Origin of the sequence: Veillonella sp. KGMB01456 (genome assembly GCF_023051165.1) — a bacterium.
In the GTDB taxonomy this organism is placed as follows: Bacteria; Bacillota; Negativicutes; order Veillonellales; family Veillonellaceae; genus Veillonella_A.
Genome location: NZ_JALKIG010000040.1, coordinates 1 through 22,093, shown reverse-complemented (window position 1 = coordinate 22,093; position 22,093 = coordinate 1). Strand labels below are relative to the sequence as shown.

General features: G+C 43.1%; 20 protein-coding genes and 3 tRNA genes. 4 read left to right on the top strand and 19 right to left on the bottom strand.

Translation table 11 applies throughout. The annotated features are described in order from the left end of the window. The 5 genes from MXE28_RS09625 to MXE28_RS09605 all read right to left on the bottom strand — a co-directional run. Positions 1-635, bottom strand: a 635-nt coding sequence (locus MXE28_RS09625; RefSeq protein WP_247240103.1) for a DUF4373 domain-containing protein, incomplete at its 3' end; no start/stop codon positions are given. 67 nt (positions 636-702) lie between these two features. Next, positions 703-1,578: a recombinase RecT gene (locus MXE28_RS09620; RefSeq protein WP_156704468.1), complete on the bottom strand. Its 876-nt coding sequence runs from the start codon at positions 1,576-1,578 to the stop codon at positions 703-705. 14 nt (positions 1,579-1,592) lie between these two features. Continuing rightward, positions 1,593-2,528: a lambda-exonuclease family protein gene (locus MXE28_RS09615; RefSeq protein WP_247240102.1), complete on the bottom strand. Its 936-nt coding sequence runs from the start codon at positions 2,526-2,528 to the stop codon at positions 1,593-1,595. Between the two features lie 75 nt (positions 2,529-2,603). After that, positions 2,604-2,810: a hypothetical protein gene (locus tag MXE28_RS09610; RefSeq protein WP_021840613.1), complete on the bottom strand. Its 207-nt coding sequence runs from the start codon at positions 2,808-2,810 to the stop codon at positions 2,604-2,606. A gap of 226 nt (positions 2,811-3,036) precedes the next feature. Further along, positions 3,037-3,243 carry a hypothetical protein gene (locus MXE28_RS09605; RefSeq protein WP_247240101.1) on the bottom strand — a complete coding sequence of 69 codons (207 nt, stop codon included), beginning with the start codon at positions 3,241-3,243 and terminating at the stop codon, positions 3,037-3,039. A 160-nt stretch (positions 3,244-3,403) separates the two neighbouring features. On the opposite strand from MXE28_RS09605, the gene MXE28_RS09600 reads away from it, so the two are divergent. The 3 genes from MXE28_RS09600 to MXE28_RS09590 all read left to right on the top strand — a co-directional run bounded on the left by MXE28_RS09600 (position 3,404) and on the right by MXE28_RS09590 (position 5,912). Continuing rightward, positions 3,404-4,114 carry an XRE family transcriptional regulator gene (locus MXE28_RS09600; protein ID WP_247240100.1) on the top strand — a complete coding sequence of 237 codons (711 nt, stop codon included), beginning with the start codon at positions 3,404-3,406 and terminating at the stop codon, positions 4,112-4,114. 15 nt (positions 4,115-4,129) lie between these two features. Continuing rightward, positions 4,130-4,765 carry a hypothetical protein gene (locus MXE28_RS09595; protein WP_247240099.1) on the top strand — a complete coding sequence of 212 codons (636 nt, stop codon included), beginning with the start codon at positions 4,130-4,132 and terminating at the stop codon, positions 4,763-4,765. A gap of 94 nt (positions 4,766-4,859) precedes the next feature. Further along, the gene (locus MXE28_RS09590; RefSeq protein ID WP_247240098.1) at positions 4,860-5,912 is read left to right on the top strand and encodes an IS30 family transposase; all 1,053 of its coding nucleotides are present in this window, start codon (positions 4,860-4,862) and stop codon (positions 5,910-5,912) included. Positions 5,913-7,583: 1,671 nt separating this feature from the next. Here MXE28_RS09590 and MXE28_RS09585 read toward each other — a convergent pair. From MXE28_RS09585 to speC, 10 genes are all read right to left on the bottom strand, one after another. Continuing rightward, positions 7,584-7,659 (bottom strand) — tRNA-Val (locus MXE28_RS09585). A gap of 5 nt (positions 7,660-7,664) precedes the next feature. Further along, positions 7,665-7,739, bottom strand: a tRNA-Glu gene (locus tag MXE28_RS09580). 4 nt (positions 7,740-7,743) lie between these two features. Further along, a tRNA-Asn gene (locus MXE28_RS09575) sits at positions 7,744-7,819 on the bottom strand. 480 nt (positions 7,820-8,299) lie between these two features. Beyond that, positions 8,300-9,556 carry a Glu/Leu/Phe/Val dehydrogenase gene (locus MXE28_RS09570; RefSeq protein ID WP_247240097.1) on the bottom strand — a complete coding sequence of 419 codons (1,257 nt, stop codon included), beginning with the start codon at positions 9,554-9,556 and terminating at the stop codon, positions 8,300-8,302. A 323-nt stretch (positions 9,557-9,879) separates the two neighbouring features. Further along, positions 9,880-10,635 carry an exodeoxyribonuclease III gene (locus MXE28_RS09565; RefSeq protein ID WP_021841771.1) on the bottom strand — a complete coding sequence of 252 codons (756 nt, stop codon included), beginning with the start codon at positions 10,633-10,635 and terminating at the stop codon, positions 9,880-9,882. 117 nt (positions 10,636-10,752) lie between these two features. Continuing rightward, complete coding sequence (locus MXE28_RS09560) at positions 10,753-11,049, bottom strand: hypothetical protein (protein ID WP_021841770.1); 297 nt, start codon at positions 11,047-11,049, stop codon at positions 10,753-10,755. A 30-nt stretch (positions 11,050-11,079) separates the two neighbouring features. Then, positions 11,080-11,718 carry a DUF421 domain-containing protein gene (locus MXE28_RS09555; protein ID WP_021841769.1) on the bottom strand — a complete coding sequence of 213 codons (639 nt, stop codon included), beginning with the start codon at positions 11,716-11,718 and terminating at the stop codon, positions 11,080-11,082. Positions 11,719-11,725: 7 nt separating this feature from the next. Then, complete coding sequence (locus tag MXE28_RS09550) at positions 11,726-12,181, bottom strand: DUF3290 domain-containing protein (protein WP_021841768.1); 456 nt, start codon at positions 12,179-12,181, stop codon at positions 11,726-11,728. Positions 12,182-12,196: 15 nt separating this feature from the next. Beyond that, entirely contained in the window at positions 12,197-12,787 is a 591-nt protein-coding gene (locus MXE28_RS09545; RefSeq protein WP_021841767.1) for a TIGR01440 family protein, read from the bottom strand. Next, positions 12,787-15,000, bottom strand: coding sequence for an ornithine decarboxylase (gene speC, locus MXE28_RS09540; RefSeq protein WP_247240096.1), 2,214 nt, complete (start codon positions 14,998-15,000; stop codon positions 12,787-12,789). Before speC ends, MXE28_RS09545 begins: the two co-directional genes overlap by 1 nt. Positions 15,001-15,299: 299 nt before the next feature. Here speC and hydA point away from each other — a divergent pair, with 299 nt between their 5' ends. After that, positions 15,300-16,766: a dihydropyrimidinase gene (gene hydA / locus MXE28_RS09535; protein WP_226974567.1), complete on the top strand. Its 1,467-nt coding sequence runs from the start codon at positions 15,300-15,302 to the stop codon at positions 16,764-16,766. 147 nt (positions 16,767-16,913) lie between these two features. On the opposite strand, the gene MXE28_RS09530 is transcribed toward hydA, so the two are convergent. From MXE28_RS09530 to MXE28_RS09515, 4 genes are all read right to left on the bottom strand, one after another. Then, on the bottom strand, positions 16,914-17,717 hold the full coding sequence (locus MXE28_RS09530; protein ID WP_021841764.1) for a MetQ/NlpA family ABC transporter substrate-binding protein: 804 nt from the start codon (positions 17,715-17,717) through the stop codon (positions 16,914-16,916). Between the two features lie 317 nt (positions 17,718-18,034). Next, positions 18,035-19,495, bottom strand: coding sequence for an amino acid permease (locus tag MXE28_RS09525; protein WP_021841763.1), 1,461 nt, complete (start codon positions 19,493-19,495; stop codon positions 18,035-18,037). A 90-nt stretch (positions 19,496-19,585) separates the two neighbouring features. Beyond that, on the bottom strand, positions 19,586-20,800 hold the full coding sequence (gene ilvA, locus MXE28_RS09520; RefSeq protein WP_226974568.1) for a threonine ammonia-lyase: 1,215 nt from the start codon (positions 20,798-20,800) through the stop codon (positions 19,586-19,588). Positions 20,801-20,804: 4 nt separating this feature from the next. Then, on the bottom strand, positions 20,805-21,620 hold the full coding sequence (locus MXE28_RS09515) for a nitroreductase family protein (RefSeq protein ID WP_247240095.1): 816 nt from the start codon (positions 21,618-21,620) through the stop codon (positions 20,805-20,807). Positions 21,621-22,093: the final 473 nt, after the last annotated feature.

Sequence of the window (22,093 nt, the reverse complement as noted above, 5' to 3'; positions counted from 1 at the left end):
AATATCTCTTTAGACAATCCGGATATAGCACCGAATCCGTTTTCAATATAATTTTTAAAAAATAATTTCAAATCTTCACTAGTAGAAGTAGTAGTATATTCTTTACTTTCCTTTACTTTACTTTGTGTACTTCCTCCGGAGTTAACTTCATTTTCTCTGGAGTTAATTGAGTTTTCTCCAGAGTTAACTATTTTTTCATACGGTTTCATGGAAATGAGCAGAAATCTTGCGTCGTAACATACCTCACTTCTTTTTGATTGTTTGCAAGTATTAAAGTACTGCTCTTGAATCGCAATGGAAGTAAGTATGCCGTTGTAATCTCCTTTGGACCTCATCTCATCAGTACCAAATAGATTCGCCATATTCGCATCGAAGAATCCCACTTGAATCGCCTTCACGACAATCTCTCGCACAGTGCCAACTTTAAGACCAAGTTCATCAGCCAGAAAAGCCAGCGTCTCATCATCCCACCGCATGTAATACCCTTTATCTTTGTAGATAGTACATAGCAGGTTGACTAGTACGGAGGCGGCAATTGCTCCGAATGCTCTAGTAAGTCTCCTTACCTTTTTATTTTCAAAGAAATCCGTATCCAAAGGAAAATACCGAATGCCCGGTTTTCGGGGTCTACTCATATAATCTCCTTTTGGATATCGGTAAGTCACTATAAAAGCAACTTACCGTATACCATGCCAAATATTATTATGATTCTTCTTGTTCAGCTGCAATAATAGCTGCTTTTTCTTCCTCTGTTAACTCATTGGAAGCATAGGCATCTTCAATAACCTCCCCTGTTTCTGAATGAACATAGGTACCCTCTACTTCAATCGTGTCAAAGTCGGCTTCTAATCTACCGTCATTGTCTTTAATGATTCCGCCGTCTGTTTCCATGGCCGTTGTCAATCCCGCTTGCATTTCGATTGATAAGATGCCATATTTACTGATTAAGCGTTTAAGTACCGTTTTAATCGCCATACTATGAAAGTCTGCAATGCCCCATTTATCAGTACCCCCTTTATAGTTTTTGCTATACTTACGCGCATGTGCTTGCATGTCTTTCATATTCATAAAAATATACTTTTCAAAGCCGTTAATAAGCTTAAAGTATGCCATATAACCGATAATCTCATCACCGGTACGATCACCAAATTCAAACTCACCGGTGAAACGGTTTTCGTTAACAATTTCGCCTTCATATACTTCACAAGCGTTAATCGTCTTATATTGGCCGGTTCGCATAGCGAGCTGAATATACCCCTTATACCCCATTTGAAACTGTGCTTCACCGCCATACGGAACAATATAGGCATATCCTAAATTTTGGTTAATCGGTAAGTCTAAGGCAGCCGCCATGGCACCGGCTGCAACAATTGTCTTGGGGTCTGCTTTGGCTAACAGTTTGTTATTGTTGGCCACTGACAATAAACTGGTGATAAAGCCGGGTGATTTTTTCCCCAGTAATTCATTAAAACGTTTTTTAACATCCTCAGATGCTAACATACTGCTTAATGTTACCGGTTCTTTAGTTGATGGTTTAAGACTGTTATTTTTTAACGTGATGCCGCTCGTTGATGCCATAATTGTATTCTCCTTTATCCCTTAATGCTGAATCTTCTTGTAGGTTCACCTTGTACTGTGTACTCTTTTGCTAATTGCGGATAGTCTGTCTCAAAACGCTTTTTATCAAACGTTTTTCGTCCTGCCACCTGCGTCCAATTAACGGTATACGTATCTACAAATCCTTGCTCATTATCACCGAGCAAACTAAATAATTGACTTTGCGCTTCCGTTTTTAACGCCTTTGCTTCTTTTTCAGCTTTATCGGCTGACTTATATTGCTCAATGAAAATTGTTGCTGTATCCGGTAAATCAATCGTTTTGCCGTTGCTAGTCTTATGCATTTCTTTAAGTAATTTATTACACCGTTCGGAATCATCTACCGCCGGCATAATACGCTGTTCAACCATGTTCCAAAATTCTCGAGCCGTATCAATAATGGCTGTAATAACGTCTTCATTTCTTGGGATTTCCTTGTAAAAGAACTCATTACCACCGCATAAGCAAGCAATCCACCAAGAGGAATACCCTGTAACCGCCATATAGTGCTGACATTGGATATAGTATGCATCCGGTACTTGATCGCCTTCCCATTCATCACGTTTAAATGCATTTGCCGTTTTACATTCAAGACCCGCATCAATTCCTACAATATCACGGTCAATATTAGCTAATAAAAACGGATACTCTATGGATTGCAATGTGTAGTTATTGTTACGAACACTATATCCGGTACGAATAGAGAACTCCTCAGCAACCAATGCTTCTAATTTATTCCCCCAATACATAAAGCGTGATTCTTCTTCATTAACTTCATCAGTCGTCTTTTCAAGCCAAATATCTAATGGCGATTTCCATTTACTAAGCCCCATAATTGCAGCCATATCACTGCCACCAATACCGGTTTTTCTGAATCGCAACCAATCTTCTTTTGTAGCTTTTTTTGCATCAAAAACCTTTTTGTATATCATTTATGATTCTCCTGTGCTATACTACTAATAGAGATATTTTCTTTGCCCTTTAACCGTGCCACCGGTTGAGGGCTTTTATTTTGCCTTAAATGCTCCGTGCCGATTGTCCTTAGCCCAATTATAGGCGCGCGCCTTTGGCGGTGCGTATGGCTTAATTTCAGGCGTTTCGTCCATGGTTTCAGGCTTTGGCTTAAGGCTCATGTAGTAATAGCTAACTAGCAATAACGCCATAAACGCCATACCGAGTGCGAAACTCTTAACTAATAACCCCGTTACGCTCATTTTTCTCACCTCCTTCTCAAATTTCCTGCGCCGACAATAATTCCAGCAATGAAAAAATCAATGTTGAGTTCTGACATTTAGCTCACCTCCCTTCTGCGCAGCCTTCCATTCTTCGAATTCGACTAACCATTCAGGGTTTCGCCGGAACGCTCTCACAACTTCCAACGCAAGTTCACCCAAGCATTCATCGAACGACTTCATTTAATCCACCTTCTTTTGTTACCTGTTAAGAAACATCTTTTGCAAAAAAAATTTCCATTGGGGATTCGATGTTTAATACATCAATCAAGACCTCGATTTCCGTATTATAGAATTTTTTCTTTGATAACTTATAGCGGAAATTTCGATCAGTGATACCCAATGCTGCCGCAACATCCTTTTGACGCAATCCTTTAGCAACGATTGCAGCCTTTAATTTATTGACATCTAACAATAATACACGCCTCCTTTCGTTACCTATCAGGCAACTAAATAATAGCATTCAAGACGGAAAATGTCAGTACCCGTTAGGAAACAAATTCACAATCGCAGGAAAAATATTTGCCCGTTAGGAAATAATATGGTATTATGGACTTGTAATTAGGAGGTGTAATATGGCAAAAATAACTAGCAGATTAAAAAATCCACCAACGGAAAAACAAGTTGAATTAGCTAATAGACTTCGAAGTAAACGCTTAGAATTAGGACTATCACTGCAAGAAGTAGCTGAGCGATTAGGTATATCAAAAGTGACAATCCAGCGCTATGAAACACTAGATATTGTTAATATACCTTCAGACAATATAGAAAAATTAGCAAGTCTATATGAAGTATCACCAGCATATATTATGGGATGGGAAAATACAGAGGATCCAGAGAAACCTTCCATAAACTTCCTGCCATCGCACCACTACACAATGGTACCTTATTCAGTCTCAGCAGGGGCGCTAAGTGAAATAGAATCCATCAGCAACCTGCCACAGATCAGCGTGCCGGATGCCTTGCTCGGACGCTATGCGGGCAATAAAAATATTCTGCTAATGACCGTCAACGGTGAATCCATGAACCGGATCATCGAGCATGAATCCATAATCGCGGTTAAGACTGACATAGAACTAACCGACCTGCACGATGGCGACATCGTAGTAATCAGCAATGACGGTGAATATACGGTCAAACGATATTACAACGACACCATGAATGAACGGTTCATCTTTAGACCGGATAGCAGCTGTCCCAGCTTCACCGACATAATATTCAGCTACGAGAATTCCGACAATCTGAAACTCATCGGTCGCGTAGTGATGTACAACGTGTTCTTATAAAAGGAAACCACATTCATGAAAATATTTAAAAATCTATTAAATATATTTAGTAGAAAAAAAGAAAAAGCTTCAGAGGATATTTCAAAAAAATATGCGATTCCAATCATAGAGCCAGACTATAAATATTCAAAAAAAGATATTAAGGATGGGTTCAATATGGTTAAAAATATAAAAATGATGAATAATATTCCGGACAAAATCCTTTATTATGCTGTCGAACAAAGCATGATTAACATCGGATCTAGGTCCCCGTTTCCTCGTGACTTAATAGAGCCATATTTTCCTGAAATGAAAAAAGGTGAATTAAAGTATGTAATGAGTTCCATATCGCTCACAGCTAATTCGTTATATGACATAAAAAGAGATCTTCAAGAAGAACATATTCTAAGTAATTACTACATATGGAAGTCTACACCATGTAAAATCCACGGGCATCTTAATAACATAATCAATTCTTGGGATACTCCTGTAGATCCAAAAACCGCAAAAGATGATTATGTTTTCAATAATATCCACCCTAGCCAAAGCTATCATTGCTTATGCATAGCTCAGCCCATATTTAATTATGATATGCAAATAAAACCATTAAGGAGTCCATTAAAAATATACCGTTATGGTAAAATCCAAAAAATAAGGTTAATTGTAAACTGAAATTGAACATATAAAAAATCCATAGTGAATACCGATTTGTGTTATGATTAAGGTTTCTAATCTAAAATCTTTTACACGAGGTATCGATATCACTATGGACTCTATTAATCATAACACATCATTACGTACAAACAAACACTTATCTTACGAAGAACGCTTTTTTATTGAAAAGCAATTACAAGCAGGTGTATCAAAAACAGCGATTGCTAATGCATTAGGCCGTTCTCGTACAACGATTCAAAGCGAGATACAGCGCGGTTCTGTAGAACAAATTAAAGCCGGCAAACGAGTTTTAATGTACTTGGCAGATTATGGACAACTTAACTATGAGAAAACCCGTCAAGGCTCCTTCAACACTCGTAAAGCCGGTATTATTGTACCGTTCCTTTCCTGGGTAGAAAATCAGGTATTAATCCATAAATGGTCGCTTGATGCTGCCGTAGGCTACGCCTTACGTAAGTGCTTGTTTGTACGTAATGAAATGGTGTCTACTAAAACTTTATATAACTATCTACATGAAGGTCTTCTCCGTATTAAGCCCATGGATTTACCGTTAGTATTACGTCGTTCTACGCGTAAATCTAATACGCGTAAACACAAGAAAAACCTTGGCAAATCTATTGATCTACGCGATGAGTCTATTCTGACTCGTGAAGAGTTTGGTCATTGGGAACTTGATACTGTCCGTGGCATTAAAGATAAGCATGATGAAGTGATTATTTCCTTATTGGAACGTAAAACACGGGCTTATGTAACGTTGCGTTCTCCATCAGCTAAAGCAGCTGATATTAAAAATACGCTAGAAAGCTGGTTGCTAAGCTTCAGTACTCGTGACTCACTACAGCAACTCTGTAAGACGATTACAGCCGACAACGGTCTTGAATTTGCATCTATTGCTGAGTTAGAAACAGAGTATCTACAAGTGTTTTTTGCTCATCCGTATGCAGCTTGGGAACGTGGTTCTAACGAACGACACAATGGCTTATTGCGCCGTATTATTCCCAAAGGAACTGCCATTCGTGATGTTTCGGAAGCAACACTTCGACGCGCTACCGATTGGTGTAATACATTACCACGCAAAATTCTGAACTACCGGACACCACAAGAAGTCTTCATTGAAGAAGTTAATAAGTTACTGGGGTTTTAAAAGTGTTCAATTTCATATTGCAATTTACTATCCAAAAAATAAACAAAACAGAATTCAAGAAATATTTAAAATAAAAAATCCCTCACCCAGTTGGAGCTGGATAAGGGATGACTTACGCACCATAGGGTGGCGCGCATAATTAAGCCTACTAAAATTATAGCACGCTCTATGGCAAATTACTATGTCAAAAAAAGGAGCGTGCTAATTTTATGAGCAGAAACTGTGTAATCTACGCCCGGTACTCTTCCGACCGGCAGCGTGTTGAAAGTATTGAAGGTCAAATCCGTGAATGCACTGCCTTCGCAAAAAAAGAGGACTTAAATATAATTAAAATCTACACTGATAAAGCTATGTCAGCCCGAACCGATCATCGCCCTGGGTTCAAAAAAATGATCCAGGATAGCGCCAAAGGCAGCTTCCAATATGTCCTGGTTTACCAACTCGACCGCTTCAGCCGCAACCGTTACGACTCCGCGATGTACAAGGCTAAGCTAAAAAACAACGGAGTAAAAGTGCTGTCAGCAATGGAAAATATTAGCGATGATGCCACTGGCATCGTCCTGGAGTCAGTCCTGGAGGGTATCGCTGAGTATTACTCCGCAGAGCTTTCCATGAAGGTTACCCGCGGAATGACAGAAAATGCCTTAAAAGGTGTCTGGCCAGGCGGCACCGTCCTGCAGGGCTATAAATTAGATGAGAATAAAAAACTAATTATAGATGAAAAATACAAGCCTATGGTGGAATTCATCTTCCAGGAATACATCAAAGGGTGTCGCATGGAGACTATCGCTAGACAAGTCAATGCAATGGGATACAAAAGGAAAAGCGGCAAGCCATTCACCATGCAGTCCATCGCCGGAATCCTCGACAACGAAAAATACACCGGAACCTTCATCTGGAAGGATATCCGGATAGAGCAATGCTACCCAGCCATAATCGATTACGAAACCTACTATCACGTCCAGGAGTTGAGAAAATTGAGAACTAAGAAAAAGAATAGCAAAAGTGAAATATACCAACTCACCACAAAATTAGTCTGCGGCAAATGTGGCGCTGCCTACATCGGAATGTCAGCCCGGTCATCCAACGGCAGCACACATTATTATTACGCCTGCTACAACCGACGCAAGCATGGCAGCTGCGATGCCAAAAATATCCGGTGCGCAGATATAGAAAATCTAATCATCGAGCACACTTACAAAATGCTGCAGGATGAAACCATAATCAATAAAATAGCGCGGCAGGCGGTGCGCGCTCAAAATATTCCCCAGGTAGAGGATAACACATTAGAGAGATTAAAGAGTGACCTTGCAGCGAAAGAAAATGAGATCAAAAACTATATGAAGGCCATTGCGTCCGGTCTCCACTCGGTGGCCATGAATGCAGCCATTGAATCTGCAGAACATCAAATTGAACAGTTGAAACAGGATATCGCCAAAGAGGAATTAAAGAAACCAGCCTTCGTGATTACAGAGGATCATATTAAATTCTTCCTCCATAAAATATTACAGGGAGACCACTCTGCAGCAGCCTCCCGCGAACGGATGATAGATACATTCATCCGACAAATTACGATATACGACGACCATCTTGAGATAGCCTATAATTACAAAAGCGAACCTCCAACACTCAACAATCTGCAAGTGATTAAAAGTTCGCTTTCGTCTGGTATGGTGGACGATGACAGGATCGAACTGCCGACATCCTGCTTGTAAGGCAGGCGCTCTCCCAGCTGAGCTAATCGTCCATATGTGGTGACCCGTGGGGGAATCGAACCCCCGATACCGCCGTGAAAGGGCGGTGTCTTAACCGCTTGACCAACGGGCCACATTGGCTCCCCGAGTAGGACTCGAACCTACGACCGATCGGTTAACAGCCGATTGCTCTACCGACTGAGCTATCGAGGAATGGTACAAGAGATATTTTATACTAAATTCAAAGTAAAAGCAAGTACTTTTTTATTAAATTTTTACAAATTCCATACGTATTTTAAATATGTTGCAAAAGTCACACATTTCGGGCTTTTATTAAACCTTTGTTAGGCTTTTATTAGGCCTTTATTGTTCTTTTCCGCCCCTGAAATCCCGACTATATGATTGGTAATTTCACTAAATCCGCCCGCCTAAATCTGCCTGCCCAAACCACGCGCAAAAAAAGCGGTCAGGCATTACTTACCTGACCGCTCTTACGCTGAGTATACTTCTTTCATTATATTATTTAGCAAGGTGGCTACGCATAGCCTGTTAGACAGTCATACTTAGCGTTGTATAAGTTGTACGGACTCAATCAGTACTCACTACTGTTTGACCGTTAAAAGCAAAGTGTAAAGATTCTTAAAGCTGTAGTCAGCTGTTAATTCAAATTAAACGAGTTTGCTCCCGTTATTATCAGCCGTTGAAACCACGAAGTTTGCTGGCATCAACCAAACGTTTCAAAGCTACCATGTAAGCAGCTAAACGAGGATATACTTTGTACTGTTGTTGCATTTCCCAAACTTCTTCAAAGCTCATTTTCATGTTCTTTTCGAGGCGAGCATTTACTTCGTCTTCATCCCAGTAGAAGCCGGCTTTGTTCTGTACCCATTCGTAGTAAGAAGTTACTACGCCGCCACCGTTTGCCAATACGTCAGGAATGATTTCGATGCCTTTTTCAAAGAAGTACAAGTCAGCTTCATTAGTTGTAGGGCCGTTAGCACCTTCCAAGATAGTTTTAGCTTTAACTTCTTTCATATTGCTGCCGTTCAATTGGTTTTCCAAAGCAGCGAGGTATAATACATCTACGTCGAGAAGTAATAATTCAGGGTTAGGAATACGAGTCATGCCGGCTTCTTCGTAGCCTTCCAAGGAACGGCCATGAGAGTTGGCATATTCGTAAGCTTTTTCAACGTCGATACCGTTTTCATTGTAAATGGAACCATGAACGTCGCCGATAGCAACGATATTAGCGCCTTCACGATGCATCAATAAAGCACCAACGCTACCTACGTTACCGAAGCCTTGAACAGCGATAGTTACGTCGCTCATTTTCTTACCTTTCTTTTCAAGGTAGCTCTTCAACGTAAACATGCAGCCACGGCCGGTTGCTTCGTTACGGCCTTTGGAACCGCCAACGGCCAATGGTTTACCGGTTACAACGCCCGGGGACCATACGCCTTTTAATGTGGAGAATTCATCCACAATCCAAGCCATAATCTGAGGATTAGTGTTAACATCAGGAGCCGGCACGTCAGTGTCAACGCCGATGATTGGCGCAATTTTACGAACAAAACCGCGAGTTAAGCGTTCTAATTCGCGTTGGCTCAATTTCTTAGGATCTACTTTAATACCGCCTTTACCGCCACCGTATGGAAGGTGTGCGATAGAGTTTTTGATTGTCATCCAAGCTGCCAAAGCACGAACTTCGTTTTCATCGGAATCAGGATGGAAACGGAGACCACCTTTAGCGGCGCCCATAATTGTACTATGTTGCGTACGATAACCGCTGAAAACTTCAATATGACCATCGTCCATTTGTACCGGTACGGCTACTTGCATTTCCCGTTCAGGATGACGGATAACTTCATAGTCGTTTCTCGTCAAACCTAATTTTTCGGCCGCTTGGTCAAGTGTGTTAAGCATGTTTTCGTAAGGATTATAATTTGCCATAATAATCGTGTCTCCTTTTTACGCATACACTATAAAATCAAAGATTCAACATTACAAATCTATGTCTTGTATACACTATACCACAGCCCCAAGTTATTAACCATGTATTTTTCATATGAGGCATTTTTATCATAACTATTACGCATGATTTATAAAGGATAGAAAATAAAAGAGTCCGCCTTGATTTTTTAAGGCGAACTCTTACTATTTTTATGTATATATGACAATTCAATATAGATAAAACTCCATAAAGAACCGTCTTTTTGACCATTCTATAGAGTATAAATCAAAAATCCCTGTCAAAAACTATACTTCTACGGTGATTAAAGATTAATTTCCAACTCAACCGGGCAGTGATCGCTGCCGAAAATATCCGGATGAATTTTAGCTTCCACAATATCCTTATCGAGACGTGCGGAGGTAATAAAATAGTCAATTCTCCACCCTACGTTCCGATCGCGGGCTTTGCCCATATAGGACCACCAGCTGTACGCATCGGTCACATCCGGATAAAGTTTACGGAAAGTATCGGTGAAACCGGCATCTAACAACTCCGTCATTTTCTCACGTTCTTCGTCGGTAAAGCCGGCGTTTCTCCGATTTGTCTTAGGATTTTTTAAGTCAATTTCATTATGCGCTACGTTTAAATCACCGCAAAGAATAACCGGCTTTTTCGCATCTAATTCCAACAAATAGGCGCGGAACGCATCTTCCCAAGTCATACGGTATTCCAAACGAGCCAATTCACGCTGGCTGTTCGGCGTGTAGCAGGTTACGAGATAAAAATTATCGTATTCCGCCGTAATCACGCGCCCTTCCTGATCGTGTTCTTCAATGCCGATACCGTTCGTTACATTTAACGGTTTCACACGTGTGAAAAGGGCCGTACCGCTGTACCCCTTTTTCACCGCACTGTTCCAATACTGCTCATAGCCCGGCAATTCCAACTCGATTTGGTGTGGCTGCAACTTCGTTTCCTGCAGGCAAAACATATCCGCATCAAGTTTTTCAAAACTTTCCATAAAACCTTTCGTTACCGCGGCGCGCAGACCGTTAACATTCCAAGAAATTAATTTCATCAAAGACTCCTTTCATAAGAAGCTGAGAGCTTCCTTAATAAGCATACTACTATACAGGCTTTAGCTTTAGCTTTAACTTCGGCTTTGGCTTCAGCTTTAGCTTAACCTTAACATCTATCATTTAACTTTATGTTCAACATCAACTGTCTTTTCTGTATTCGAATCAACTGCTTCGCCCCGTGCCGCCGCTGCTTTGGCCGCTTTGGCCGCTTCTTCAGCCTCTATTTCCGCCTCTTTACGGGCAAAATAAGCTTCTAATTTTTCACGGCGAACCTTACGAGTCAACTCAAATGCCAACGAGAACAACAGTAACACAACGGCAATTAAATTGGTGGTCGTAAAACCATGTGTATATATGTGGTACAAAATATAGAGAAATGCAATTATCAATAAAGCTCGCTGCAGTCCAACCATGACTAGCTCCTTTCATCGCCCCAAGCGGGATTAATCCTTCGCATACGGGGTTATAACCAACTCACCATGCACGAGCTCGGCCATATATATATCCGACGGTTGATAGCCTTGCTCTGCTACGTTCGTTTCTAACCACTCTCTATCTCTTTCGATTAATGACAATACATTTTCATCTATCTGCCCGTCAACGATTAACGGATAATGTACCGAATCTTCCCCAAATTTAACTACCGTCAATTGCCCGTTTTGTTCTAAAACGGCTCGTTTTACTTCGCCTACGCGCGTTACCCCATTGGCGCGCAGTTTTAAATGTAAGTCACCGGCACTGACGCCGTTGCGCATACAATCTTCTACTTGAATTTTACCATAATCCACCACGATTGTGGGCGTACCGTCTACGATACGTTTCACATGGTGATTATAGGCCGACAAATAGCGAAGCGCCATAACAACGATAGTCCATCCGATGAGAACCAGCAAAAATTGCAAGACTCCAATGGCTTCGTTATAAATAACACCCCCTATAATACCGCCAAGCACGTAGTTCTGCACCTGATCAATAGCCGAGTTCGGAGCCAAATTCCCCTTGCCCATTAAATTGATTTGCAGTACCAAACACAATATGCCCAGCACCAGTTTTATCATAATCAACGTATAACCCGTTATCATGTTTGCTTTACTCCTTCACCACATCTATGACTTTAATCTGCGAATCTATCACGTGTACCTGCGTCAATGAATAGGCTCCGTACCCTTTGATAAAATGGGCCCGATAAAAACGATTGCCCGCACTGACTATTACGTCATCATCAAGATGGGTTGAATTAACCTTCACATCTTCCTTATTCGTGCCCAAACGCTCCGATACAGATACGATAAAACTAGCCATGCGACTGCTTTCTTCCGAGTTTCGCATAGAGGAATCATATTCACTCCAACGAATGCCCAAAATAAACACAATCAGCAGCGATAAAAGAATTGTCAAATCGCGATAACGACTATTCAAACGATGGCGCATAAATAAGATACTGACCCCCAACAGCGCCACCAAGAGTATAAATGATATACCATATTGCAAAAGGGCGTTAAACTGCCCTTGTTGCACGATATAGGCATAAGTATAGAAATTCAAACGTACTCACCTCTGTCACATTAATGATTCATCGTAAACAGCGCGTGCGCCGCCGATATATTTAGGCCGTACGCGGCCGGCTGTCACATGAGCTTCACCGATTGTTTTTACGCCTAAGCGAACCGGCACGGCTACCGGTTTTAAATGCATGCCGATCAGCGTATCGCCAATATCAAGGGCCGCATCAGCCTCTACCCGTTCAACCACAACCGGCGCCGCAAAGTGCTTATACGCTGCCATCGAGGCAGCACCACCGGCGTGAAGTTGCGGCACTGCATTACAAATCGGCCAATTATGCCGATTAGCTACCGACTTTTCAAGTACCAAGGCGCGATTCAAATGTTCGCAGCATTGCACGGCCAAAGAAATCTTCAGCGGCTCTAAAACGGCGGCGGCTGCCTTAATAATTGTTTCACCCACGTCCGTTGCCGAATCTGTACCGATACGGCTTCCTCGCACTTCACTGGTGGAACAACCGATAACAAACAGATCACCGGCTTCCAGCTTGGCAACGGTCACCAATTCCTTCACCGCCGCCGTCACTGCTTCACCGATAGAACGCAACAATTGTGCTTCATCCACCGAGGTTAATTCATCCTTCGCCATTATACCCCTTCTTTCTGTGCGGACTCTTTTAATACATACGCATAAGCCCGCTTATAACCGGTTTCATCCGCTTCAATATAAACGCCTTGAAGCTCCGGTGCAAAACCCGGTAATTCATTAATGCCTTCTTCAAGGGCCACGAAATAATCACGAGCCGCTTCCGACCAAAGTTCACCCGGCTGCACGCAAATAACGCCCGGCGGATACGGCAAGGCCCCTTCAAGCGCCATGCGACCCACACAGTCCGCAATCGGAATCAATTCCCCTTCACCGCGTACAAAATCAATATTCGCCGCCTGCGGTGTTTTCACATAGGTAGGGAAATACTCCCGTTTAAATAATTTCTGTTGCAATTCACTCACACGGCGCACTTTATAAAAGTCATGCATTTCTTGGCACAGCTGACGAATCGTATAGCCGCGATAGCGGTCGATGTTCTGCGTATATACACTCGGCAAAACATCCTGTAATGACGCGTCCGCTTCGATGAGCTGCTCAAAACGCAACAATTTAGCAATGAGTGCATCCATTTTGGTGTACGACTCGGCCGGTGTGAGCAAGAATAAAATCGTATTGAGGTCACATTTCTCCGGCACGACCTGATGCTCGCGCAAATAATTTGCCAAAATTGTGGCCGGAATGCCAAAATCCTCGTATTCACCGGTTTCCATATCGATGCCCGGTGTTATGAGCTGGAATTTACAAGGGTCGATGAAATATTGCCCTTCGCCGTAACCGCTGAAGGAATGCCATTTCGCATCCGGCTCAAAGGCAAAGTACGACACATCATCGGACATAGTTTCCGTTTCGCCGTCTTCCCACGCTTTACCGTGAACCGTCGGCGGCACGAGAGGCCGTAAATACTTACAGTTGCGCAGCACCGTTTTACGGGCTTCGATGCCCACCATAACACAGTCACGCCATAAAGCTCGGCCGCCTTCACCGGCGTGAATTTTCGCATTCACATCGAGGGCCGCAAAGAGCGGATAGAACGGCGATGTGGAGGCATGCATCATAAAGGCGTTGTTAAAACGCTTCTGATTCACATAACGGGCTTGCCCACGGATATGCGAATCCTTTTTGTGAATTTGTGATGTTTGTGAAAAACCCGCCATTTGTTTATGCACGGACTGAGTTACCAAAATGCCCGGATCGTCAGGACCGAGTTCCAAAAGTAGTGGTGAACAATCTTTCATCATCGGAATGAATTGTTCATAGCCTACCCAGGCGGAATCAAAGAGAATGTAGTCACATAAGTGACCGATTTTATCGACTACTTGGCGCGCGTTATAAATCGTGCCGTCATAGGTACCAAGCTGAATTACCGCCAAACGAATCGGACGCTCAGCCTTGGCTTTTTCAGGAGCACGTTCCGCAATGCGCTCACGCAGGAAGGTTTCGTCAAAACAAGCTTCCGGAATACCGCCGATGGAGCCGAACGGATTGCGAGCCGTTTCCAGATACACCGGAATGGCACCGGCCTGGACCAAAGCGCCGTGCGATACGGATTTATGATTGTTGCGATCATAGAGCACGATATCGCCGGGAGCCAATAAAGCGTTGAGGACTACTTTATTGGACGAGGACGTACCATTGAGTACAAAATAGGTTTTGTCCGCATTAAATACCTGCGCCGCATGCTCCTGAGCCTCCAGCGCGTAGCCTTCATGAATGAGCAAGTCGCCCAGTTGAACGTCCGCATTACATAAATCACTGCGGAAAATATGTTCACCGAAATAATCGTAAAAAGCGCGGCCCGCCGGATGTTTGCGGAAGAACTGCCCCCCTTGATGGCCCGGACAGTCAAACTGGGAATTGCCCAGCTCTACATAGCGTCTCAAAGAACGGAAAAACGGCGGTAACGAGCGATGCTCATAATTTTGAACAGCCGTTTCGAGGCGTCGAATGTAGAATTCACGTTCCGACGGCTCATCGTCTAATACCGCATAGGCATCGCGCAATACGGTGTCCTCCGCCTGCGATACTTGGTTAGGGCTTAAGCCTTCCATACCGGTGCCTGTGCGCACCACAAATACAGGAATGTCAAACACCTTAACCGGCGTACTCTTTAATGTATCTATCTCGCAGTCACAAATAATAACTGCGCCCACATTGGTAAAATCGGTTTGATGCGGCCGAATAACGTCACGTTTCGTCAATATACCGACTACTGATTCCGCCTGTTCTGATACTACTACTTTTAACTCGGTCATATACAACCTCCTTTATCTTCGTCACAAGCAGCCTTTGCTGCCAGCCATATGTCTAATACAATCGCCGAGACGTTAACTATTGCCGGCAACCGCTACACGATACGCAGCCACTCATGTGGGCCACTTCATATTCAAAAAACTCTTACTATTTATTATACCCTATTTTTCTTCTTTCGGTATATTTAATGCTTTGAATAAATCAACAAAAGGGGTATTATAAAGTTATATATACTCGTTATAAAACAATCATGACATTACACTTTCAAGATTCTATGCCTATAGCAGAAAGGGTTTGCCTTATGAATATCATTATTGAAAACGGTCTTATTTGCACAGCCACCGATCATTTCGTCGGTGATATCGTGATTACCGGTGACACGATTACCGCCATTACCGCACCACATGCGGCCCGGCAAACAGTTGGCTCCGGCACTAACAATAGCCCTGCTGAACAGGAATTCCAAACAGTCGTCCCTATTAAAGATCAAGGCACCGACTACGAAATCATTGACGCCACGGGGCATTATGTCGTGCCCGGCGGCATCGATCCGCATACTCATTTTGACCTGCAACAATCGCCGAAACATCGCGCCTGTGACGACTTTTTACATGGTGGCATCGCGGCGGCCTGCGGCGGTACAACTACCATTATCGACCACATAGCCTTCGGTCCTGCCGGCTGTTCCTTACATCATCAATTCGATGTATATCGCGACCTCGCCAAAGATTGCCCCGTGGATTATAGCTTTCACGGCGTTTTTCAACATGTTGACGATTCCATTTTAAAAGAAATCAATGAACTTGTAACCAAAGAAGGATTCCCATCTTTTAAAGCTTATACCACCTATGGTTCGCCCATGCACGAACCGGAACTCTTTGCCTTGTTGGAACGTTTAAAGAAATGCGGTGGTCTTTTGACCGTCCATGCAGAAGATGACACGATTACCAATACACTGCGTAATCGTTTGACCAAGGAAGAATTGCTGCCTATCGGCCACGCCTTGACGCGCCCTAATACGGCCGAGTCAATCAGCGTAAATACCGTTATCGGTCTCGCCCGCGTTGTCGGTGACGCACCGGTCTACTTAGTGCATATGTCGGCGCACGAAAGCCTCAGCGAAATCCGTCTTGCCCGCCAAGAAGGGCAAGCCAATATTTATGCCGAAACCTGCCCGCAGTATCTTTTCTTAACAGATGATAAATTTAAAGACGGCGGTCCCATGGAAAGCATTAAATATATGCTGGCACCGCCCCTTCGTAAAAAAGAAGACCAAGACGCGCTGTGGCAGGGCTTACAGGACGGCACGGTCCAGGTGGTTGCCACCGACCACTGTCCATTTACCATTGCTGAAAAGCAAGCCTATGTGGACGATTTCAGAAATTGTCCCGGCGGCATCAGTGGTGTAGAAGAACGCATGCCGCTCCTCTTTAGCGAAGGTGTTTTGCAAAAACGCCTTACGCCGGAGCAATTCGTGCAGGTGACAGCCACTAATGCGGCGCGCATCTTCGGGATTACAAACAAAGGCGATATTAAAGTGGGCTATGATGCGGATCTTGTTCTCTTTAATCCTAACGAATCACGGACATTCCGCGCCGATAATTTAAAAACTACCTGTGGTTACTCCGCCTACGAAGGCATGACCGTCAACGCCACGGTGGCCAAAGTATTCCTCCGCGGCCAACTTATTGCCGAAAACAATACATTCTGTGGCAAAAAAGGGTACGGCCAATTACTCAAACGACATATAAAAGCAGCTGACAAATAAACCTCGGTTTACTACATATAAAACGTCTGACAAACAACCTTCGGTTTTACCCCGAGTCATACTTTTAAACATCAAAAAAGCCCCGAAGCGATAACAACTATCGCCTCAGGGCTTACTTTATTTTACATATGATTCAGCCTGCCTCAATTATTCAGCCGGTTCAATGGTGCCTTTAAATTTATCGGCAATGAACTGCTTAATCGCCGGGGAGTGGTAAATCTCAGCAATTTTTTTATACGTAGGATTGTCTTTATCCTTTTCACGAGCCGCTAAAACCATGACAGCCAACGGTTCATTCTTAGGTTCTAAGAAAATCCCCTGCTTAGCCACGTCAATACCGGCACTCATTACATAGTTCATCGGAATCGCTGCTACCGTCACATCATCAAGACTGCGTGGTAATTGTGCTGCTTCCAATTCTCTGATTTGTAAGTTTTTAGGATTGGACACAACATCAGCCGGCGTAGCTTTGAAGCCAACACCTTCTTTTAAGGTAATAAGACCGGCTTTAGCCAATAACGCTAAGCCGCGACCGCCATTAGTCGGATCGTTCGGAATAGCTACAACAGCGCCATCGGGAATTTCATCAACACTTTTCACCTGATTGCTGTATAAACCCATGCGCATCAAAATTGTTTTGCCGATAGACACTAAATTAGCGTTATTATTTTTGTTAAAGTTTTCCATAAATGGTACGTGTTGATAGCTGTTAAGATCCAAGTCACCTTCAGCCAACGCTTTGTCCGGTGTTACATAATCGGAAAATTCCACAACTTTTACATTGATGCCTTCTTTAGCCGCTTCTTTGGCTACCGCTTCCACCACTTCCGCGTGCGGACCGGCCGTTGCGCCGATTCGAATTTCCTTCGATGAGGAATCAGTGCCGCAACCAGCAATACCGATTGCCAAAATTCCCACCAACACAGGTGCTAACCATTTTTTTAGATTCATTTGTAAGACCTCTCTCTCATTTACACTGCCCTATGGGCCCCTCAAAAAGTATCTTGGCACTACATCTCGGGTTCTCAGTCCGGATGCAAGCAAACTCTCAAACCAACCGTTATGCGAACAATGATAACGCCAACTGCAGTTCAAAGAGTTTTGTAAACCCCACTTCGCCAAGCTTATTTATTATCCTACCACATAAACCGGAAATAAAAAAGTCCCACAATAACCTTTTTTAGATTATTGTGAGACTTTTATGTTCTTCCCAAAGGAGATTTCTATTGATAAAGCTCTAAACGCTCTATGTCAATCTAAATAAATAACTATTTAATAGCCGTTACCGAACCTTCTGCTGCGGCAGACTCTTCACGAGCAGGACCACCGGCACCGAGTCCGTCTTCATGAACGAATTCTTCGTGAACAACCGGACGTTTATTCATGCCAAGACCATAGTAGAACGCCGTAACAATAGCGATAAACAACCAACCTACCACTAAGGATACACGCGTATCTTCATTCCAAATCATACCGATAGTAACGAGTACCAAGAAGCCCAAGCAGAAATAGTTGGAATATGGATACAATGGCGATTTGAACGGATGCTGATCCATGATTTCTTTGCCCCAACGTTCTCTGAACTTGCGCTGTGCTCCGGCCAATACGAACCAGGATACCATAGCAGGGAAAACGCTGGCACTATAAATATATAAGAACAATTTGGAGTCCGGAATCAAATAATTCAACACAACCCCGAATACTAAGGAAAGCATGGATACATAAATACCGTTGCGCGGTACGCCCGATTTAGATAATTTCGCAAAAATCTTAGGGGCCTGACCGTTTTTAGCCAACGTATACAACATACGACCACAACTATAAATACCACTGTTGCAACCGGATAAAGCGGCTGTCAAAACTACAAAATTGATAATACCGGCAGCACTGGCAATCCCTACTTTAGAGAATGTCGTTACAAACGGACTGCCTACAAAACCCAGTTCATTCCAAGGATAAATACAAAGAATAATAAAAATAGCACCAACATAGAAAATCAAGATACGCCAAACAATGCCTTTAACCGCTTTTACCAAGGTATGACGCGGATTCTGTGCTTCACCGGCTGTAATCCCTACCAATTCAACCCCTTGGAAGGCTGCCGCAACAACGCACATAGCCGCCAACATACCGCCGAAGCCGTGCGGTGCAAACCCGCCATGTTCCCATAAATTGGAGAACCCGATAGGTACACCGTCATTACCAAAGCCGAATAAAATCATCATGGCCCCGATAACGAGCATAAATACGATGGTCCCTACTTTAATCAAAGCAAACCAGAATTCAAACTCGCCATAATATTTAACGGACGCAAGATTGGCTGCGACAATAATTGCCATAGCTACGAAAGCCGATACCCAATGGGGCAGTTCCGGGAACCAATAACTCATGTAAATCCCAACCGCCGTAACTTCGGCAAGCCCTACGGATATCCACATAAACCAGTAGCACCAAGCAGTTATATAACCGATATACGGTGAAATATAGCGATAACCATAAGCCGCAAACGAACCCGGTACCGGCTCCAAATACAGCATTTCACCCATAATACGCATAATTAAAAACATTACGACCCCGGATAAAGCGTAACACAATAATACGGCCGGACCGGCTGTTTGTATCGTGCTGGCTGAACCCATAAATAAGCCTACCCCAATCGTACCGCCCAGGGCGATCATTTCCACGTGACGGGGTTTTAAATTACGCTCTAAGTTTTTTCCCGATTCCATATTTTTACTCCTACTCTATGTTTCTAATTTGTCTCCTCTCTATATGTGTCATCTCCCTAAAACACTCTCCCTTTAACGCATGGCTCCTTGTTAGCGTAAAATAGCCGGGAAGCCATTGTCTGCTAAGGTAGCCAACAGACTGGTAACATGTTTTTCATTCATGGTTTCAATTTCCAAAGCTACATGTACATAGCCCACTTCAATGTCACGCTGACTGCGGTCATGATAAATACTCAAAATATTGGCATTGCTGTCAGAAATTATGCTCGTAATTTTGGATAAAACATGCGGTTTATCTTGTACCACAACATCAAAATAAGCCCGACGCCATGTTTTAACAAGGCCGTTGTTGATGATGCGGTCAATCATGTTTACGTCAATATTACCGCCGCTTACCATAGCCACTACGTTCTTGCCTTCAACGCCGGCAATTTTATGATTCATCAACGCTGCTACCGGGCAAGCACCGGCGCCTTCGGCCGCCGTTTTTACACGTTCCAAAAGGAACAAAATAGCTTCCGCAATTTCCGCTTCACTAACGGTAACGATTTCATCCACATATTGAGACACGATGTCAAATGTCAAGGTACCCGGCGTGCCTACGGTAATCCCGTCGGCCAAGCTCTTTAAGGCCGGCACGGTCGTAATTTTACGAAGCTCTACCGATTCCTTCATGGACGGCATGTTCTGAGTCTGTACGCCGACGATGCGAATACTTGGTTTTAATTCCTTCGCCGCTACCGCAATACCGGAAATTAAACCGCCGCCACCGATTGGCACGACGATAACATCTGTTTCAGGCAATTTTTCAAGAATTTCCAAACCGATTGTGCCTTGACCGGCAATAACCAACGGGTCATCAAACGGATGACAGAAAGTAAACCCTTTCTCCTTCTGCAATTGGCAAGCCTTTTCATAACAATCGGCGTAAAAATCACCGGCCAGCACTACGTCCGCACCATAACTTTTAGTGGCATCAATTTTGGCAATCGGTGCATTGGTAGGCATGCAAATCGTCGCTTTACAACCATATTCCTTAGCGGCCAACGCCACGCCTTGCGCATGATTGCCGGCCGACGAAGCTACAATCCCACGAGCTCGTTCTTCCGGTGACAATGACGCTACCTTGTTATACGCACCGCGCAATTTGAATGAACCGGTACGCTGGAAGTTCTCCATTTTTAAATGGACTTCACAACCGCATTGTTCACTCAAAGAGGTAGAATGCATCATAGCCGTTCGCTGTGCAACCCCTTTCAGATGTTCTTGCGCTTCCCTAATCATTTCCAGTGTTACTAATGCCATGCGTTTAATCCTCCTCATCAAAGAAAACTCTCAGTGATTCTCTCTCAGGCATATAGCGGTACTTAAATTTAGGATATCCCACCATAATAGCTCCGGCAACCCTATACCCAGCCGGTAAATTAAGTAATTTCAGCAGTGGTTCATAGCCTACTTGTGCGCAAAATTCTACAAAGCCGGACCAACAACTTCCCAGGCCTAAGGAAGGTGCCATTAATTCCGCATAAGAAAGGGCAAAATGACCGTTGTCGCGGCCGCGTTCAATCAATTCATCCTTGCTTATGGCCAGGACTAAAGCAGGTGCTTTATGTAAAATAAAATCACGCCCAGTCCGGTTATAGCGCTTTGCATTATACGCATAAATTCGCATACGACTATTTTCTTTCCCCAATCCGTTCATCCAGTCCATCACGGCTTCACTGATAGCGGCCAGCGTTTCCTTATTCTGAATCACTCGATACGAAATGCCTTGGCTATTGGAGCCGGTAGGAGCCATGCGAGCCACATTCAAGAGTCTCGTAATTTGCTCCTTTGAAACCGGTGTATCACGGAATGTACGAATAGATCGGCGATAGCGGATAAACTTCTCTGCCTCTTCAGGACTTGGTACTTGGTAATCCCCAACCGGAATTTGATCGGCGCGCGGCGTTACTGTATAATCAATCGCATTTGTTGGACAAACTGCTACGCAATGTCCACAAGAAATACAACTGCCAAAACCGGCGGCCGGACCGTTTTCTTTCATAACCAATAATCCTGTCGGGCACTCTGCCACACACATTTTACACTGGATACATACATCTGTACGCACCAAAAAGCTCATCGTAAAGCCCTCCATTCGTAATATCACGACTAAATTATACTCCTAAATTTCAAATCTGTAAATTCTAAATGTACATCCCTCTAGTACAAAAGTATTTATCTCATTAAGTTATTTCATTTATGAGTTTTTAGGATAGTTAAATAAATATAGTCTCTGTCAAATTGAATAAATATAGATTTTGCAAAACGTAAAAAAATAGCTTCAATTATATAAATTGAGAATACTTAAGTAATGCTAATAATCGAGCTCTTTGAAATCGAATAAATTCGTTCACCATCGATTTGTAAGGTACCTCAATCATTAAGTCATAATTTTGAGGATAATTTCTAAGCATCGTACGGCATCTCAAAATATAACCATAGCACGATTTACAAAAAAATAAAAGGGTAAACTCATCTAATAAACCCCATAATTCAAATTGGTTCATAGTATAATCAAATGCGACAAATAAATAAGACACAATATTGTTCCTG

What these genes read in the sequence shown, in the direction of transcription:
- ilvA (WP_226974568.1), bottom strand. Translation starts at nt 20,800, where the DNA reads ATGGCATTAGTAACACTGGAAATGATTAGGGAAGCGCAAGAACATCTG.
- MXE28_RS09610 (WP_021840613.1), bottom strand. Translation starts at nt 2,810, where the DNA reads ATGAGCGTAACGGGGTTATTAGTTAAGAGTTTCGCACTCGGTATGGCG.
- MXE28_RS09555 (WP_021841769.1), bottom strand. Translation starts at nt 11,718, where the DNA reads ATGATAACGGGTTATACGTTGATTATGATAAAACTGGTGCTGGGCATA.
- MXE28_RS09515 (WP_247240095.1), bottom strand. Translation starts at nt 21,620, where the DNA reads ATGAGCTTTTTGGTGCGTACAGATGTATGTATCCAGTGTAAAATGTGT.
- MXE28_RS09525 (WP_021841763.1), bottom strand. Translation starts at nt 19,495, where the DNA reads ATGGAATCGGGAAAAAACTTAGAGCGTAATTTAAAACCCCGTCACGTG.
- MXE28_RS09565 (WP_021841771.1), bottom strand. Translation starts at nt 10,635, where the DNA reads ATGAAATTAATTTCTTGGAATGTTAACGGTCTGCGCGCCGCGGTAACG.
- MXE28_RS09620 (WP_156704468.1), bottom strand. Translation starts at nt 1,578, where the DNA reads ATGGCATCAACGAGCGGCATCACGTTAAAAAATAACAGTCTTAAACCA.
- MXE28_RS09570 (WP_247240097.1), bottom strand. Translation starts at nt 9,556, where the DNA reads ATGGCAAATTATAATCCTTACGAAAACATGCTTAACACACTTGACCAA.
- MXE28_RS09530 (WP_021841764.1), bottom strand. Translation starts at nt 17,717, where the DNA reads ATGAATCTAAAAAAATGGTTAGCACCTGTGTTGGTGGGAATTTTGGCA.
- hydA (WP_226974567.1), top strand. Translation starts at nt 15,300, where the DNA reads ATGAATATCATTATTGAAAACGGTCTTATTTGCACAGCCACCGATCAT.
- MXE28_RS09545 (WP_021841767.1), bottom strand. Translation starts at nt 12,787, where the DNA reads ATGGCGAAGGATGAATTAACCTCGGTGGATGAAGCACAATTGTTGCGT.
- MXE28_RS09590 (WP_247240098.1), top strand. Translation starts at nt 4,860, where the DNA reads ATGGACTCTATTAATCATAACACATCATTACGTACAAACAAACACTTA.
- MXE28_RS09595 (WP_247240099.1), top strand. Translation starts at nt 4,130, where the DNA reads ATGAAAATATTTAAAAATCTATTAAATATATTTAGTAGAAAAAAAGAA.
- speC (WP_247240096.1), bottom strand. Translation starts at nt 15,000, where the DNA reads ATGACCGAGTTAAAAGTAGTAGTATCAGAACAGGCGGAATCAGTAGTC.
- MXE28_RS09600 (WP_247240100.1), top strand. Translation starts at nt 3,404, where the DNA reads ATGGCAAAAATAACTAGCAGATTAAAAAATCCACCAACGGAAAAACAA.
- MXE28_RS09615 (WP_247240102.1), bottom strand. Translation starts at nt 2,528, where the DNA reads ATGATATACAAAAAGGTTTTTGATGCAAAAAAAGCTACAAAAGAAGAT.
- MXE28_RS09560 (WP_021841770.1), bottom strand. Translation starts at nt 11,049, where the DNA reads ATGGTTGGACTGCAGCGAGCTTTATTGATAATTGCATTTCTCTATATT.